At 68.2% G+C, this 17,133-nt stretch carries 8 protein-coding genes and 1 riboswitch; of the genes, 1 reads left to right on the forward strand and 7 read right to left on the reverse strand.

Annotated elements, in window-relative coordinates; all coding sequences use genetic code 11:
• Positions 1 to 10,337 (reverse strand): two-partner secretion domain-containing protein (locus FHS28_RS23540; RefSeq protein WP_184295551.1); only part of this gene is annotated, 10,337 nt, incomplete at its 3' end.
• Positions 10,334 to 12,184: a ShlB/FhaC/HecB family hemolysin secretion/activation protein gene (locus FHS28_RS23545; RefSeq protein ID WP_088454707.1), complete on the reverse strand. Its 1,851-nt coding sequence runs from the start codon at positions 12,182 to 12,184 to the stop codon at positions 10,334 to 10,336. The genes FHS28_RS23545 and FHS28_RS23540, both read right to left, overlap by 4 nt.
• Before the next feature lie 78 nt (positions 12,185 to 12,262).
• Positions 12,263 to 12,355: riboswitch (cyclic di-GMP riboswitch) on the reverse strand.
• 379 nt (positions 12,356 to 12,734) lie between these two features.
• Here FHS28_RS23545 and FHS28_RS23550 point away from each other — a divergent pair.
• The gene (locus FHS28_RS23550) at positions 12,735 to 13,241 is read left to right on the forward strand and encodes an outer membrane lipoprotein (RefSeq protein ID WP_246410519.1); all 507 of its coding nucleotides are present in this window, start codon (positions 12,735 to 12,737) and stop codon (positions 13,239 to 13,241) included.
• A gap of 114 nt (positions 13,242 to 13,355) precedes the next feature.
• Here FHS28_RS23550 and FHS28_RS23555 read toward each other — a convergent pair whose 3' ends face one another.
• Genes FHS28_RS23555 through cyoC form a run of 5 tightly spaced genes read right to left on the reverse strand, consistent with a single transcriptional unit; the run spans position 13,356 to position 17,111 of the window.
• Positions 13,356 to 13,916, reverse strand: coding sequence for a response regulator transcription factor (locus FHS28_RS23555; protein ID WP_184295554.1), 561 nt, complete (start codon positions 13,914 to 13,916; stop codon positions 13,356 to 13,358).
• Positions 13,903 to 15,345 (reverse strand): ATP-binding protein, encoded by a 1,443-nt coding sequence (locus FHS28_RS23560; protein WP_088454706.1) that lies wholly within the window; start codon positions 15,343 to 15,345, stop codon positions 13,903 to 13,905. Before FHS28_RS23560 ends, FHS28_RS23555 begins: the two co-directional genes overlap by 14 nt.
• Entirely contained in the window at positions 15,326 to 16,129 is an 804-nt protein-coding gene (locus tag FHS28_RS23565) for an SURF1 family protein (RefSeq protein ID WP_088454705.1), read from the reverse strand. Before FHS28_RS23565 ends, FHS28_RS23560 begins: the two co-directional genes overlap by 20 nt.
• Positions 16,129 to 16,506: a cytochrome o ubiquinol oxidase subunit IV gene (cyoD, locus tag FHS28_RS23570; protein ID WP_088454704.1), complete on the reverse strand. Its 378-nt coding sequence runs from the start codon at positions 16,504 to 16,506 to the stop codon at positions 16,129 to 16,131. Before cyoD ends, FHS28_RS23565 begins: the two co-directional genes overlap by 1 nt.
• Entirely contained in the window at positions 16,503 to 17,111 is a 609-nt protein-coding gene (gene cyoC / locus FHS28_RS23575; protein ID WP_246410521.1) for a cytochrome o ubiquinol oxidase subunit III, read from the reverse strand. The genes cyoD and cyoC overlap by 4 nt, the downstream gene beginning before the upstream one ends.
• Positions 17,112 to 17,133 lie beyond the last annotated feature (22 nt).

The raw sequence follows: 17,133 nt of genomic DNA on the forward strand, positions 1-17,133 counted from the left end.
GTGGTGGCCACGGCCACCGTTTCATCCGTCTTGCTGTAGGTGGTGGTGACCTTCTTCTTGAGGAAGCCGCTCTTTTTCTTCTGGCTCATCTCCTCGATGACCTGCCGGGCCTCACCGGCCAGCAGCTGCACATCCCGCCCGGCCGCCAGCGTCACCGCCCCTTCCGAGCTCTTGATCTCCGCAGCGGTGGCCGTCAGGTCCTGCCCCGCCTTCACCGTCACGAACCCTTGCGCGTCCACCGTGGTCCCGCTGTCCTGCGTGACCGACTCCTTCTTGTAGTTGTTCGCGTTCTTGATCAGCTCGGTGTCTGACGACAGCTTGACCGCGCTCAGCGTGACATCACGCCCCGCCTGCACGCCGATGCCGCCCTCGGAGCCGGTGCCATCCGCCCCCTGCTGCAGCTGGGCCGCCTGCAGGGTCACGTCCTGCCCGGCCTTGAGCACCATCACGCCACCGGCGGACAGGCTGGCCACCTTGTCCAGCACCGTCGCCTGCGTCAGCGCACCCGTCTTGTTGTAGATCGAGCCCGAGGCCGTGGTGCTGGCAATGTCCATGTTGCGACCCGCCACCAGGGACAGATCGGCGGTGGCCGCCAGGGTGCCACCCACATTCTTCAGATCATCGCGTGCCGTCAGCGCCACGCTTGCGCCGCGGATCGACCCGCTGTTGCCCACGTTCTGCGCCTGGATGCGCACATCGCCGCCACGCAGCGTGCCCTCGTTGACGAAGTCGCCGCTGAGCGCCATCTCCACTCGGTCACCAGCGATGAGCGATCCGTTCTTGTCCAGGTCGCCATCACGCGGCACCAGGTACACCTGCGGCACGAGCACCCGCTGTGTCGTGCCATCGGCCAGCGTCACTTCCTGCTCGACCAGCCACACCAGGTCGGTGGTCAGCTGGGTCATCTGTTCGGCCGTCAGTGCCACGCCCGGAATCAGCTGATGATCCTTCCCGAAGGTCGCACCATTGGACAGGAGCGCACGGTACATGTCCTCGTCGCTGGCATATCCAGGCAGATACGCGTTGCCCGTCAACTGGCCCAGTTGCTCCCGCACCAGGCGCTGCTCGTAAAAGCCATCGCCCAGCCGCTTCTGCGTGGTGGCCGGATCCACCGCCAATTGCTGCAGCAAATAGTCGCTGGAGAGCCAGTCGCGATAGTTGGCGAAACGCGGATCGGTTTCCACCAGATAACGTGACGTCGGCTCCGCATGCGTTTTGAACAGGCTGTTGGTGGGCACCTGCAGGTTGACCTGCACACTGCGCGCCAGCGGCTGGCCGTTGAACGTCAGCTCGGCACCACGAAGGATGCGTTCCCCCGCTGCGGCTGGCTTGTTTTTGGCCGTCGCGCTGCCGCCCGCCGTCACCGCCGTGGCCGCCGCCAGGGCTTTCATCCGGCCGTCGGCCGAGGGGTTCACCACTGCCGCCGATGCGTCACGCAGCACGGCGGCCATCACCGACTGCGCTTGCCGCCGCTCGGCGGTGGCAGCGAGCATCTCCCCGGCATCGGCGCCGCCCTCGACAGTGGCCAGCGCCGGACCCTCACTCCTGCGCCAGCCAGAGGTCATGGTGGGACGGACGCTTGCAGCGGCGCCGCCCTGGACATCGGTTGGATTCCTGTCCGTCAGTCCCGGCAGAAGCGCAGCCAGCCCGCGCTGGCTGACGGGTCTGCCCGCCCCTTGCTGACCCGTCGCCCCCGGCCCGGTCGTCACGGTGCCAGCGGATGCCCGCCCATCGGGTGCTGTGGAGCCCGGGACCACCGTCTGTGCCTGCGTCGGCATGTGCAGGGGCACCGTCTTCATCATGCCGGTGGCGGTATCGAAGACCTGCACCTCCCGGTTCACGTTGTTGACCTGGGCGCCGGTGATGGCCACCCCGTCGCGGCCCACCACCATGCTCATGTCATTGGTGATGGTGCCGCCATCCACGACCAGCAGGCCACCCACAACGATCTGGCCAGCGCTGCTCTGAGTGACCTCGGCTGTCGTCGAAGCTGGAGGCCCCTCGAAACGTTTGATGTAGTAGTCGGGATTCTCCTTCGCGAAATCCCGCAAGGCCTGGGTCACCGTCCGCCCTTTGAGGGGCTCCTCCCACAACAACCCTTCGCTTTCCAGCGGCTCGTTGCGGGGCTGGAAGTAGATCTGGACAAAGCCTTCCGTCGCTTCGCCATACGCACCGAACCACCCCAGATACGGATTCAAGTTGCGGATGTCCGCCGCCTTCAGCAGCAGATTGCCCCGCGCTTCCAGGGTGGCGCCGCTGTTCACCAGGCTGCCCGCCGACAGCTGCATGTCCCCGCCGCTGCTGATGAAGGACTTGCTCGCCAACATGCCGCCGTTGGCGCCCTCGCCCACACTCAGCCCGCTGTAGACAGTTCGGTTCTCCACCGCGCCGGTGATGGCCATTTCCAGCCACTGGGACGCCTCGATGGAGGCGTTCTCGTTCACCAGGCTCGCAGCGGAGACCGTCAGGCTCCCGTCGGCAAACACCAACGCACCGGCGCGGTTCAGCACGTCGCGGGTGAACTGCGCATCCAGCGACTGTCGCGCCGCGATCACGGCCGCTTGCGCACCTTCTGCATCATTGATCAGTTGGCCGCCTGTCAATGCGATGTTGGTGCCATACACCCGGCCGGTGCCCAGGTTGACGATGCGGTCGGCGGTGAGAGACACGCCGTCCCCATCGATCAGCCCGCGGTTGGTCAGGGCCCCGGCCGCATGGAGCAGTGTCAGCCCCCCGCTCAGTTCACCGCTCGCCTCATTGCTGATGTTGGCAGCACCGATGCTCAGCACCCCGCCGCTGCGCAGCACGCCCTGGTTGGTGAACTGGCCCGTCACCGTCAGGGTCGTGTTGCCTGCGGCCTGGATCTGGCTGCCGCTGCCATACACCAGATCGCCCTGCAGCGCGAGACTGAGGTCACCGCCGCTGCTCATCTGCCCCGCCTGGCCGCCGGCCAGTTCCCGCAGTCCCAGGGAGAGGTCCGTGCCGGACCAGATGCGACCGCTGCTATTGTTGAGCGACAGTGCCGACGCGGTCGGCGCCTGGCCGTCGCCCACGGTCTGACGCCCGGAGGCGCCGAGTTGCCCTCCACGGTTGTCCAGGCTCTGCGACAGGGTCAGGCGCAGGTCGCCACTCGCCAGCACTTGTCCGGCGCGGTTGTCCAGTTGCTGCGCCGTCAGGGTCACATTACCGCCCTGCAGGCCCTGCGCGCTGCCGGTGGTGCCGCTGTTGTTGATGACGCTGCCACTCGTTACGGTGAGCGTCTGCCCACCGTAGAGGAGGCCGCCCTGATTCAGGATCTGCGCCGCGGACACCTGTGTCGTCTGCACACCGATGAGACGACCGCCCTGGTTGTCCAGGCCATGGGTGACCGCCACGTCCAGGCCCGTGCCTGCGGCGATCTCCCCCCGGTTGGTCAGCGAGGCGCTCGTGATGCGGGCCCCGGCGCCCGCGCTCATGGCGGTCTCGTTCAAGACTGAACCGGCGTCGATGGTGAGGCCGCCCTGCGCCAGCAGGCCGGTGGATGCCGTCACCGACAGGTCTCGCGTATTGCTCAACGCGCCACCGTGCGTCCGGACGGTCAGGTCGGCGCCGGCCTGCACCAGTCCCCCGCGGTTCTCGAGGGCGCCGCTATCCACCACGATGGCACCGTCGGCCAGCAGGCGGCCGCCGCTGTTGTCCAGCGTCTGGCCCCGCGTATCGATGGTGAGCGAATGGCCGGCGATTTCTCCCTGCTGGTTGAGCAGTCCGGTCGCCGTCACGGTCGTGGCCTGCGCGGCCTGGATGCTGCCCTGGCTGTTGTCCACCAGGCCCTGGCTTCGCAGGGTGACGCCGCCCGTCAGGCTCGCCATCTGACCGCCCCGCTGATTGCCGATGCTTGCGGCGTCCAGCGTCAAGGCAGTGCCGGCGATCAGGCTGCCGCCTTCATTGCTGAGCGCGCCGCGGCTGACGATCGACAGCGCATCATCGGCCGCTGCCACGCCGCCGCGGTTGTCCAGGCTGCCCGCGTCCACCGTCAGAAGGCCAGCCGCACGCAGCCGGCCGCTCTGGTTGTCCAGCGCGCCGCCGACTCGCAGGTCCAGTGCGCCATCAGTCTGCACGGTCCCGCCGACGCCATTGAAGGCCCCGTTGGCAAGGCTGCCGGCACCGATGGTCAGCGGACCTGCCGCTGCCAACGCAGCGCCGCGGTTGTCCAGCTGGTTCGTCACCGTCACGCTCGCCGCGCCGGTACTCACCATCTTGCCGGCCTGATGATTCAACGCCGCGGCCGACACGGTCAGGCCGTGGGCCTGCGTGACCGCAGCGCTCAGGTCCACCGCGCCGCTGGCATGCAGGTCCAGCGCCCCGGTGGACAGGAGTTGTCCGCCCGCGCCGGACAGGCTGCCGACGTCCAGCCGCATCGCAGCGGTCTGGCCCGATGCGGCCTGCACGATGCGGCCCTGCGTGTTCTGCAGGCGCTGCGCCGTGACGGTCAGCGTATCGCCCACCGCCTGGATCTGGCCGCCCTGGTTGTCCACGGTGCCGGCCACTCGAGCCGCCAGGTGGCCGTCCGCAGCGGTCTGCGTCAGCACGCCTTGTGCATGACGCCAGTCCTGCGCCTCGATGTCGACCGAGGCGCCGCTCAACGTGGCGGCCTGCGTGTTCAGTTGCCCCGCCAGCGAGGTCAGCGCGAGGCCCCCCCCGCTGGCCAGCACCGCTCCGTCCAGCCGCAGGTCGCCCTGGGTGGCCTGCAGCGCCACCTGCCGCGCGGTCACCTGGCTGCCCTGCAATTGCAAGGTGGTGCCGGACGCTTGCAAAGCGCCGCCGGCCACCAGGGTCCCGCCGTGCTGCAGCGAGGTCCGGGACTGCAACTGCAGGTCGCCGGTGCTGCCCACCGTGTTGTCCGCCTTCAGGCCTGCGGCAAAGGTCCCCAGGCCCTGCATCGACAGAGCTTGCACCGACAGTCCGGCTTGCGCCGCGATCAGTCCGTGGTTGCTCAGGATGCCGCCGGCGTCCACCGTCGCGGCGGACAGCGAATACACCGAGCCGCTATTCGACAACGCGCCCGCGAGGGCGAGCGTCAAGGGACCGCCGGACTGCAGCGCTCCCTCATTCGTCACTTGCCCGCCGCGCACCGTCAGGGCGCCCTGGGCCATGACACTGCCCTGACCCGTGTTGCTCAGGCTGCCCGCCGCCAGCGTCACGGACTGGCCAGCCAACTGTCCGTTCTGGTTGGTAAGTGTGGCGGCGGAGACATCGAGGTCGGACGCGGCGCCGATCTGGCCGCCTGCGTTGTCCAGCACGCCCGACACGCTCACCGACAGCCCGCCCCCGCTCAGCATGCGACCCGTCTGATGTTGCAGCGCTCCCGCCGACACGGTGAGCGACTGGGCGCCCTGCGTCGTCGCACCGCGCAGATCGGCCTCCGCGCTCAGCGTCATCGCAACAGAACCCGCGCCGAGCAGCTGCCCCTGGGCGCCAGACCATTGGTCCGCCGTCACGGTGAGCGCGCCGCTGCCGGCGTGCGTCACGTTGCCCCGCGTGTTGGTGATCTGAGCCGCCTGCAAATGCAGGTTGTGCGCGTTGGCGGAGATCTTGCCGTCGGTGTTGTCCAACTGTCCGCTCAGGCGCACGTCCAGGGCGCCCGCAGCGTCGGTCTGCACCAGCTGACCGCCCGTGTGCTGCCAGTCCACGGCCGTCAGCGACACCTGGCCCGCCACCAGCTGGGCGCCCTGGCTGTTGACCGCCCCGGTGGCCGTCATCGCCAGTTGATCACTGCTGCGCGCTTGCGCGCGGTCCAGCCGGAGGTCTCCGGCCTGCGCGGTGAGCGACACCTGCTGGCCTTGCAGGCGACTGTCCTGGATTTGCACCGATGCACCACGGACCGACAGCTGCCCGGCCGCCAGCATCTGGCCGCTTTGTTGCAGCACGCCAGTGGTCTGCACCGTCAGGTCACCGGTGCCCGCCAGCGTGCTGTCCTCCTTCAGGCCGGCCGCCAGCGTGCCGGTGCCGCTCAGGCTCTCCGCGGACAACGTGACACTGCCCTGCGCGGTCAGGCTGCCGGTGTGCCGAAGCGCCTGACCGACCGCCACCGTCAGGTCGCCCTGGGCGCGGAGCACGCCCGTGTTCGTCATGTCTCCGGTGGTGCGGATCTCCGCTCCGCTTCCCGACTGCAAGGCGCCGGCATTGCGAAGGTCCCCAACGGCCACTGTCAGACCGCTTTGCGCGTGGATGAGACCTTGCCCGTCGTTCTGCAGCACGGCGCCGGACAGACGCAGGTCCTGCCCAATCATCTGGCCGTCGCGATTCATCACGCGGCCGCCGGAGACGAGGAGGCTCGACTGGCTCTGGAGCAGACCACCGCTGTTGTCCAGATCCCCGGCCACCGACACCGTCAGCGCTCCGCTGGAGAGCAGTTGGCCGCGTTGATGCTGGAGCGCGCCGGCGGTCAGGTTGATCTGCCGGGCCTGCGTGTTGGCATCGGACAGGTTCACCGCGCCGCTGCTGACGATCGTGAGGTCCGCGCGCGTCAGCATCTCGCCACCGGCGCCTTCCAGCGTGTGGGTGTCCAGCCGCAGGCTGCCGGTGCCTGCATGCAGCAGGTGCCCCTGCGTATGGATGAACGTCTGGGAGTGCAGCAGCACATCGGCCGCATTGGCCTGCACCGTGCCGCGTGTGTTGTCGATCTGATCGGTGACCCGCACCGTCAAGGCGCCGCCGCCATCCGTCTGCGCCAGCGAGCCGCCGCGGTGCGACCAGTCGGTCGCCGAGAGCGTCACGGTGGCGCCGCTGAGGGTGGCGTCGGCGGTGCTGAGGGTGGCCGCACTGCTCAGACTCAGCCCACCACTGGCGCCGATGGTGGCGCGGTCCAACCGCAGGTCGCCCTGCGTGGCCGACAGCGTCACATCCACCGCGCGCAGCTGGCTGCCCTGCAGTGCCAGCTGACCGCCTGCCAGGCTCAGGTGGCGCCCCGCCATCACCGGTCCACTGAGCTGCAGCGATTCCGTCGCCTGCATTGTCAGCGTGCCCGGCGCGCTCAGGGTGTTGTCCGTTGCCAGTCCGGCTGCCCAGGTGCCGGCACCGCTGACCGCGCGTGCGTGCGCAACGAGGTCGCCTTGCGCGGCGACCGTCCCGTCCTGAACGATCCGGTCCGCCTGCAACTGCACGCCGGCCATGCCGCGGATCAACCCCTGGTTGTCGAGCAGACCGCGTGTGGTGCCGATCATCGACGCACCGGCCTGCACCGCGCCGCCATTGCGGAAGGTGTCCGCGGTCCATTGCAGCGAACCGCTGGCCGCCAGCACGCCATTGGCGGTGTTGTCCACCTGGGAGGCCTCCAGCACCAGGGTTCGGGCGCTGATCTGCCCGCCGGCGTTGGTGAGGTCGCCCGCATTCAGTTGGAGCGATCCAGAGCCGATGAGCAGGCCCCCTTCGTTCTGCCACTGGCGGGTCTGCAGGCGCAGCGCATCCCCGTTGGTGCTGACGAGGCCGTCCCGGTTGTCGACGCGGGCGGCGGACAGCTGGACATCGGCACTGTTGGTCTGGAAGCTGCCCAGCCGGTTGTCCCACTGGCCACCGAGCTGAAGCTGCAGGGCCTGCGTTCCGGTCACCGTCACCTGGCCCGCCCGGTTGGACCAGTCGCCGGCCTGCAGGTCCAACTGGCCGGTGCGCAGCGTGGCACCGTCGGTGGTGAGCTGCTGACCGGCCTGCAACTGCAGAGAGCCCGTGCTCACCTGGGACGCCGTGAGGTCCAGCGACGCAGCCCGGAGCTGTGCCGTCGAGGCCAGCAATTCGCCCTGCAGGTGCGCCTCACGGGCAGCGCCCAGCGCCAGCGTTGCGCCGGACTGGATCTGTCCGGTCTCGGTCAGGCCGGCGGCGAGCGTCGAACCGGAGACCGCCCGCAGGCTGCCGGCCTGCACAGTCAAGTCGGACAAGGCGCCGATCCAGCCGCCCACGACGGCGTCGCCGGTCACGCGCCACTGCGAGCTGCCCTGCGCATACACGGAGCCGCCGATGCGGGCGTTGCCGCTCACGTCACCCGACAGGTTGCCGCCAGCGCGCATCACGCCGGTCTGCAGCAGATCGGTCGCGCTGAGGCTGAGGCTGCCCGCGGCCAGTACGGACGACGCCACGCCGGACTCGGCTTCCCGATACGCGCCTGCCACGCGCAGTCGAACTTCCTGGCCGCTCATCACGGCGCCGTCGGCCTGCGTGATCGCGCCTGCGGTCACGGTCAGGTCGCTCTGCGCAGCCACCATGCCGCCACGGTTGCTGAACGCGTCCCGCATGGTCAGCTCGACGCTGCCCGCAGCGGCATGGATCTGGCCGCCGTCGTTGTTGAATCCCTGGCCGGCGGTCACGCGCACGCCCTGGTCCGCCGTCAGCACACCGCCGCGATGATCGATGGCGCCCCCGCTGAGCGTCGCCGTGGTGGCGCTGCGCAGCGCGGCCCGTTGCAGCGAGAGCTGATCCGCTGTCAGGCTGACGGACCGCGCCAGGACGGTCGCCCCGTCCAGCGTCCATCGGTCCCCTTTCGCCACCAGGTCGCCGTACGACGTGAGGGCTGCGCCGGTGAGGTCCGCCACCGCAGCGGTCAGCGAGAAGGTGCCGTTGCCGTAGTGCTCGAACTGCCCTTTCACCGCACTCAGGCTGCCGGCGCTGAGCACCCAGTCCAGTGCATTGGTGGCCACACGGCCGCCATCCAACAGGAACTGGCCGCTCACCTGCGTGCTGAAGCGGTCCTGGCCGAGGTGCAACCACTCGCCGCCGCGGCTGTCGATGTCGCTGGCGGCCATCTGCAGCTGCTGAGCGGTCAGCGATGCGCCTCGCGTCGTCAACGTGCCGTCCGCTCGCACCTGCAGCGTCCCGGTGGCCGTCACGCCGGCCGCATCGGCGTGGATGTCGCCCCCTTGCACCGACACCTGGGCTCCCTGCGCGCTGCTGCCGCTCAGGTCCAGCACCGGGGCCGTCAGGCGCAGCTGATCTCCCGCCAGCATGCTGCCGGCCTGGCGCTGGCTGTCTGCAGCCTGCAAGGTCAGCGTGCCCGCTCCGGCGGTCAATGTGCCGTCGTCATTCATGCCCGCAGCAGTGACACTGCCACGCTCGCCCTGAAGCCGTGGGGCGGTGATCGTCACCGAGCCTTTGGCGGCCATCCATCCGGCGTTGCTCACCCCCGTGGCGGAGCTCACCACCAGCGCGTCCGCACCCGCTTGCTGCGCATAGACCGTTCCGGTGTTGTCCAGCCAGCCATCCGCACGGAGGGTCAGTTGGCCCCCCACCACCTGCCCGGCCTGCCGCACCCCCAGGCCGGCCTCGGTGCCGACCAGGATGATGCGTTGGGCGTAGATGCCGCCCAGCGCCGTGCTGTCCAGCGCATACCGGGGCCGGTCGCCGCTGGCAGGCAGCGCCTCACCCCCGACGGCCTCCCCGTTCGCGCCCACCGCTGAACCCGCGGCAGCGGCTCCAGCGGCCGCGCCCGCCGTCTCCGCCGACATGACCTGCGTGCCCGTCTGGATGCGCGCCTCTTTCGCCCAGAACCCCGCATTGAGTTCCACCGCCCGCGACAGCAGCGCGGTGTAGTCGGTCGAGCTGCCATCCAGGCCCGCCCCGTCGATGCGGATCAGACCACGCTGCACGGCAAAGCCACTGACGTTGCCAGCCGCATCCAGGCGCGGCGTTCCCGTCGTCAGAATCGCGCTGCTCGCGTTGATGAAACCGCCGCCATCCACCTGGATGCCCGCCGGGTTGGCGATGATCACTTCCGCACGTCGGCCCGCCACTTCCACATAGCCGTTGAGCTGACTCGGCGCACTGCTGTTGACTTCGTTGAGGATGACCCGCGCCTCGCCCTTGCCCATCCACGGATTGCCCTGCACCCAGCCGCCCAGCTGCGTGCTCACATCGGCCCGGGAATTGTTCAGGATGACGCCGTCCGGCCCCACGTCGAACTGCCCGTAGGTGTTGCGGGACACCCCGGCCGCACTGGGCGTCTGGATATTGACCAGCGGCGTTCCGTTCGGCGCCGTCAGCACCGTGGGCTGCTGGTTCTTCGGCGCGGACGGATCCGCCACGATGCGTGTCGGTGGCTTCTGCCTGGACACCAGCGGCGCGCCCGACTGCGCCTGGGCCGCCGGTGCCGGCAGCAGCGTCAGCACGGCGCCAGTGGCCAAGGCCGCCGCCAGTGCGATCAGGCTCGGAGGGCCGCATGCGGTCGGGACCACCGCGTCGGCTGTTGCCAGGGCACGCCGCGACGGACCGTCCGTCTGGCCAGCCGCTTTCGTCTGCGCGCGGACCGTCTCCGCCACGGCCATCAATTGGCCACGCTGCTTATTGAAAACAATGCGGTATTGGAGTCGGTTCATTGCGAATAGCTCAGAGAAAAGCCGGCCGTGAATCGGGCGACGGGGAAATTGCTGGGTTGCTGCACCGGGGTCGCAGCAAAGAGATCGAGCGAGAAGCCCTGGCCACGCAGCCGGGTGCCGATGACGGCGCCCACCAGATGCTTGTCAGCCAGCCGGCCGGCGCTGGGGCCGGACACCACACCGACGTCCAGGCCCAGGTACATCGAGGCCATGCCGGTCAGCGGCAGTTCCGCCTCGTTGCGGGTGAGCAGACCGTTATCGGCCGAGAGCGATGCATCGCTAAAGCCCCGCACGGTGTAGCGGCCCCCAATCGAAAAGCGGTCCTGGGGGGTGAGCGGCCGCAGCGCGTACTGGCCCCGCCACTGCGTGGTCAGCTGCAGCTTGCGTCCGCCCAGCGGCACCGCCCCTGCCACGCCGACACTGCCCTGCAGCAGGTTCATGCGTGAGCTGCCTTCGCCGAAGGCTGCCTCCGGCGCTTCCAGCGCATGGAAGGCGCCGGTGCCGTGCTTCAGGCTGAGCTCCATGTCGGTGGACACGCCACCGGCCTGACGCCGCAAGGTCACGCCGGTTTCCCAACCGCCTATGCGACGGCGCTGCACTTCCACCTCGGTGTCGTCGATGTAGTTCCGCGAGGACCGGCCGAACAGCTTGGCAAAGCCGCTGAACTTGTACTGCGCGTCACGCCAGAGCATGCGGGTGAGCTTGAACTCCCCGTTGCTGCTGGTGCCGCGGTACACATAGCGCTGGTTGGCGCCGACCACCACCTGTTGATAGCCGTTACGGCTGAAGGTGATGCTGAGAAGGGTGTGTCCCCAAGGCAGCGAATAGTGCAAGACCTGTCCTCCGGTGCCAGGCATTGGCCCCGGTTTGTCATGCAGACGCTGATTGAGTTCGCGGGACTCCCGATTCAGGGTGATGTAGAACAGATCATTGAGGGTGAGGGGGTGGTCCAGCGACGCGGTCAGCGCCAAGGGGTATCGCCCGGTGGATTCGCTGCCGCTGTCGTCCAGGGACATCTGCCACCGCCATTGACGCCCGCCCTGGTAGCTCACCGCCAGGTCGCTCCAGCCCGGCTCGGCGTTGTCCTGCGCGGGTTGCACCTGAATGTCGGCCTGCGCGCCCGGCACCCGCTGAAGGTTCTCCAGCGCCTGCTCCATGTCGCGCAGGTTCAGCACCTCGCCTTCCCGGATGGGGAGCGCATTGGACAGGCGCACCTGAGGCGACGTGCCCTCCCGCAGTCGGATGCGATGCACACGGCCCGGCACCACCGTCAGCACGAGGCGCCCGCTGGACAGGTCCTGCGGCGCGGCGAGCACACGGGTGGTGATGTAGCCAGCTTCGATGACGGCGTCCTGCAGACGGGTCACCACGGTGGCGATGCCCTGGGCGCCGAGGCAGCGGCCGATGGGGGCATCGTCGCCCGCCGGGCCGTCCACCGCGCGGATCAGCCGTGCAAGGGCGGGCAGGTGATCGACACCCTTGAGCTCGATCTGCTGAATGACAAAACACGGGGTTTCGTCGTCTCGCAACCGCTGCCGGCTCGGGGGCGCGCTGGCTTGCAGGCGCACATCCGGCTCGCGCTCCAGGGACTGGCGCTGCTGCGCCTCTCGCTGCTGCTGCAGTTGACGCTGGACATCCGGGTCCACCGCGCCGGGGGGCGAGGACTGACCCCATGCAGCGCTGGAGATCAGGCTGAGGCCGACGCTCATGCCCATGCCCATGCCTGCGCCGAGGCGCAAGGCGGAACGGACCGCCCGGGAGAACCGGGACACAGAAAGTGGGAGGCACACGGAGGTGCCGACACCCGCCTGGACCTCCCCATGCGGATGCAGATATTGCCGCTTCATCTCTTACGCGCTTGTTGATTCTTCTGAACCCACGGCACGCAAGACTTCAAAGAAGCCAATCAACGCGATGACATCCGCGCTGGCGGCCCCGCTATCTCCCACACGCCTGGAAGGCAGGGGAGACCGGAGGCTTTGCGTCACCGGCTCGCGCCGGTTTTGCCCTGGGGGCCCACGTCTGAGTCGTCGCTCAGTGAGGGGCCAACGTGCCGTGAATGTATCCAGGCGTATCCAATTCGTGAAGCAACCCGCAAGGGGTGGTTGACTCGGCCACCCAGCAGGCGTTAGCAATTTCGCGGTTCCTGACTCAGCCGCTTCAGACGGTGATGCCGGAACCCCACACGTGAGTCACTGAGTGGCCTGAGCATGCTGGGGGCCATTCAGGACATTCGGTCCGGACCGGCATTCCCGGGTGCGATCCAAGAACATGGCCCTGTCTGCACCCCAATCAGGGTGAGGAGTACAGTGAAGGCATTGCGTGGGTAAAGTCTTGTTGCCCGGTCAACGAACCGGCGCCGCACGGCGTTGGGCCCCTACCGTCCAAGGAGTTCTCATGATGAAAAAGCTGCTGATTGCCTCCCTGGTGGCCGTGCTGGCCGCCTGCCAGACCACCAATCCTGATGTGATCCAGCGCGGTGACGCGCAGCGCCTGTCCCAGGTGCAGGACGCGACCCTGTTGTCCGTCCGCCCGGTGACGGTGGATGGCAGCCAGAGCGGCGCGGGTGCCGTGACCGGCGGTGTCGTCGGCGCCGTGGCCGGCGGTAGCGTCGGCGGCCATCGCGAAGGCCTGGTAGTGGGTGTGCTGGGTGCCGTCGCCGGTGCGGCGCTGGGCAATGCGGTGGAACGCAGTGCCACCAAGGAAGATGCCGTGGAGCTGCTGCTCCAGATGCGCAACGGCGAGCGCCGCGCCATCGTGCAAGCCAAAGGTGCTGAAGTCTGGCAGCCGGGCGAGCCGGTCATTCTGGTCACGACCGGTGGCCGTACCCGCGTGATGCGCGCCCCCGCTGCGACCAACTACCAACAACCGCAGTACCAGCAGCCGCAGTATCGGCAGCAGTAAGGCAGGCGCACGTGCTGCGTAGCGCGCGTTCACCAGCCAGAACGAGGCAGCCACCGCAAGTCGGTGGCTGTTGTCGTTTCAGGGGTCGGAGCCAGGCTCGCTCCTGTCACGCCCTCACTTCACCCGCTGCTTCTCCAGCTTGCGGGCCAGCGTGCGCCGATGCATGCCCAGTCGGCGCGCCGTCTCCGAGATGTTGAAGTCGGTCGCCGCCAGCGTCTCGTGGATCCGTTCCCACTCCAGCGTCTTGATCGAGGTGGTGGCGCGGTCGGTCACCTCCACCTCGGCATCCCCCTGTGCCCGTGAGAAGGCGGCTTCGATGTCGTCGGTGTTGGCCGGCTTGGCCAGATAGTGCCGCGCCCCCAGCTTGATGGCCTCGACCGCAGTGGCGATGCTGGCATAGCCGGTCAGCACCACGATCACCATCGCGGCGTCATGCTCATGTAGCGTCTGCACGCAGGATAGGCCGGAGCCGCCCGACGCCAGTTTCAGATCCACCACCGCATATTCCGGCGTGTCCTCCGGTCCGCGTTCGGCCAGGAGCTGCTGCACCTGCTCGTGACTCGACGCCCGCAGCACCGTGTAACCGCGCCGTTCAAAAGAGCGGGTCAAAGTGCGGGCAAAGGCGTCGTCGTCCTCAACGATCAGCAGCAGGCGGTCTTCTTCATCGGCCATCATGGGCTGCATTGTCCGCGAGGCCCTGAGGCACCAGTGCGGACAGTGGCAATCGGATCTCCACCTCCGCGCCGCCGCCCTCTTCCGCAGTCAGGTTGCGGGCCTGCAGATGACCGCCGAAGGAGCGGGTCACATTCAGCGCCAGGAACAGCCCCAGCCCACCGCCCGGGCGGCCCTTGCTCGACTGGTAGGGCTTGCCCAGCCGCTCCAGCATCTCCGGCAGGAAGCCCGGGCCACGGTCGCGCACGCAGAGCACCAGCTGGTCGTCCTCGGAGAAGGCGCGCAGCAGCATCGCCTGTCCGGGCGCGGCCTCGAAAGCGTTGTCCAGGATGTTGTCGATCATCTGCTTGAGACCCACATCCGAGATGATGTGCAGGTCCGGCAGGTCTTCGTCGGGCCGATATTCCAGCCGGCCTGCGGCTCGGGTGCGGCGCCAGTGCTCCACCAGATCGCCCAGGAAGGCATGTAGCGTGGTCAGCGCGGGGGCTTCACCACGCATCTCGCCGGCCGACATCAGGATGCCGCTGACGATCGCCTTGCAACGCTGCAACTGCACCTGCATCTCTTCGATTTCCTGACGCAGTTCCGGGTCACCGGCGAACGGCGCCATGCGGGCCCAGTCGCCCAGAATCACCGACAGCGTCGACAGCGGCGTGCCCAGCTCATGCGCCGCGCCGGACGCCAGCAGGCCCATGCGCACGATGTGTTCTTCCTCCGCCGCGCGCTGGCGCAGGTCGGCGAGACGGGCATCCCGCTGGCGCAGGTTGCCGCTGATGCGATGGATGAAGGTGACCAGCAGCGAGGCATTGATCGCAAAGCAGATCAGCAGACCGCCCACATAGTGCGGCGGCAGCGAGAGCCCCGCCAGATCCGGCAGCCGCAGCGGTTCATGCCACTGGGTCAGCGCAAGGAAGCACGCGGCCGTGAGCCACACCATCGGCCAGATGTAGCGCGCCGGCAGCAGCACCGCACCCACCGCGATCTGCAGCAGGTAGAGAAAAACAAAGGGATTGGTGACACCGCCGCTGTAGAAGAGCTGGCCGCTGAGCACCGCCACATCCACCAGCAGGCCGGCAAACAGCTCGGCATTGCTGACACTCGGCACCCAGCGGGTGCGGACAAAGCAGGCCAGATTGAAGAGCAGCAGCACCAGCAGCAGGCTCAGCATCTCCGCCACCGGCAGGTGGATGCCGAGCGTGTAGTGCACCGACACGATGGTGGCGAACTGCCCGGCCACCGCCAGCCAGCGCAGCTGCACCATCTGCATCAGGTTGGACCGGCCCGCCTGACTGTCCGGCGCCAGCGCACCGGACAGCGAGGCCAGCCCCGGCAGACCGGAAAACCCCAGCCAGCGGCTGGACCAGCGGCGGTCGCCACGGTCAGGCCGGAGGTCGGCCTCCGGCGTCAGCGGATCAGGCCGACGGAGTGGCATGGTCGTCGTCCTCCAGCGGCAGCCCCGCCCGCAGACGGCGGCGGCGCTCCCGCCACAGGTAGACGCTGATGCCGGCGGTCATGGCCGCCATCGCATACCAGGTCAGCGCGTAGGAGAGATGGCTGTTGGGGAACTGCACCACGGTAAGCCCGCCGCGCGGCCACGTCTCGGTGGTCGGCGTGGGGCGCGTGTCCGCTTCATCGATGAAATACGGCGCCAGCGGCCCTTCCAGCTTCTGGGCCCGGCCGATGGCTTCCACATCGCGTGAATACCAGCGTCCGGTGGCCGGATCGTTCTTGCGCAGCAGGCTGCCCCCCGGCTCGGTGAGCCGCAGCAGCCCGGTGACCTCGACGTCGCCCTGCGCCTCGGTCGCCGTGCGGGACACCCGGGTCTTGTACTCCGGCGGCACGAAGCCCCGGTTCACCAGCACGTAGTTGCCGTCGCGGCTGCGCAGCGGCGTGAGCACCCAGTAGCCGGTGCCCAGCACCGTGCTGGCGCCCACCAGCACCTCGCGGGAATGATCAAAGGCGCCGTGCACCACCACGCGACGGTACTCATCGTCCGCCTTGGTGACGTCGTCCCAGCGGTCCGCAGACGGCGCCGGCACCGGTGGCGACGACAGGCGTTTCTGGACCCGCGCGATCAGGTCCTGCTTCCAGGCCAGCCGCTGCACCTGCCAGGTGCCCAGCGCGATGAACGCCACAAACAAAAGGGCCGCGCCCAGCTGCAGCGCCCAGCGGGCGATGCGGCGGCGCGGCCGTTCAACCTGAGGCAGGTCAGCCATCAGGGCATGTTGCGCAAGTCGTGCACCGGCATCATGTTGCTGTTCAGGTGGAACATCACCCACACCGAACCGGCGAGCATGATCACCACGATGGCGACGGTGAAGATCAGCGCCAGCATCGACCAGCCGCCTTCCACCTTCGAGTTCATGTGCAGGAAGTAGACCATGTGGACCACGATCTGCACCGCGGCAAAGCCCAGCAGCACCAGCGCCATCGTGCTCGACGACTCGATGCCCTTGGTCATCACCAGCGCGAAGGGGATGGCCGTCAGGATGACGGAGAGGATGAAACCGATGACGTAACCCTTGACGGTGGCGTGATAGCCGACGTCGTCATCGTGGTGGTCGTCGTGATGATCGTTGTTGTGCTCGCTCATGGCAGCACTCCCATCAGATAAACAAAGGTGAAGACGCCGATCCAGACCACGTCCAGGAAGTGCCAGAACATCGACAGGCAGATCAGGCGACGCTTGTTTTCCTTGGTCAGGCCCAGCTTGGCCACCTGGACCATCAGCACCACCAGCCAGATCGCGCCGAAGGTGACGTGCAGGCCGTGGGTGCCCACCAGGGCGAAGAAGGACGACAGGAAGGCGCTGCGCTGCGGACCGGCGCCTTCGTGGATCAGGTGCGCGAACTCAAAGAGTTCCACGCCCAGGAAGCACAGGCCCAGGATGCCGGTGATGGCCAGCCAGCCCAGCACGCCGGCCTTCTTGCCCTTGAGCATCGCGATCATCGCGAAGCCGTAGGTGATGGACGACAGCAGCAGGAAGCCGGTGTTCACCGCCACCAGCTTCAGGTCGAACAGGTCCGCGCCCGACGGGCCGGCCGCATAGCTGCGGCCCAGCACGGCGTAGGTGGCGAAGAGCACCGCGAAGATCAGGCAGTCACTCATCAGGTACAGCCAGAACCCCAGAAGGGTGCCGTGCTGCGGATGGTGATCACCGTTGTCGTAGAACACCGGCGTACCGGTGTTGTTCGTCATGGTCGTTGCTTGCATGTTGAGT

Source organism: Roseateles terrae, assembly GCF_014192155.1.
GTDB classification, from domain to species: Bacteria; Pseudomonadota; Gammaproteobacteria; order Burkholderiales; family Burkholderiaceae_C; genus Roseateles; species Roseateles terrae.

Coding starts and splice junctions, on each gene's coding strand:
- FHS28_RS23545 (WP_088454707.1), bottom strand. CDS start 12,184: ATGAAGCGGCAATATCTGCATCCGCATGGGGAGGTCCAGGCGGGTGTC.
- FHS28_RS23550 (WP_246410519.1), top strand. CDS start 12,735: ATGATGAAAAAGCTGCTGATTGCCTCCCTGGTGGCCGTGCTGGCCGCC.
- FHS28_RS23555 (WP_184295554.1), bottom strand. CDS start 13,916: ATGATGGCCGATGAAGAAGACCGCCTGCTGCTGATCGTTGAGGACGAC.
- FHS28_RS23560 (WP_088454706.1), bottom strand. CDS start 15,345: ATGCCACTCCGTCGGCCTGATCCGCTGACGCCGGAGGCCGACCTCCGG.
- FHS28_RS23565 (WP_088454705.1), bottom strand. CDS start 16,129: ATGGCTGACCTGCCTCAGGTTGAACGGCCGCGCCGCCGCATCGCCCGC.
- cyoD (WP_088454704.1), bottom strand. CDS start 16,506: ATGAGCGAGCACAACAACGATCATCACGACGACCACCACGATGACGAC.
- cyoC (WP_246410521.1), bottom strand. CDS start 17,111: ATGACGAACAACACCGGTACGCCGGTGTTCTACGACAACGGTGATCAC.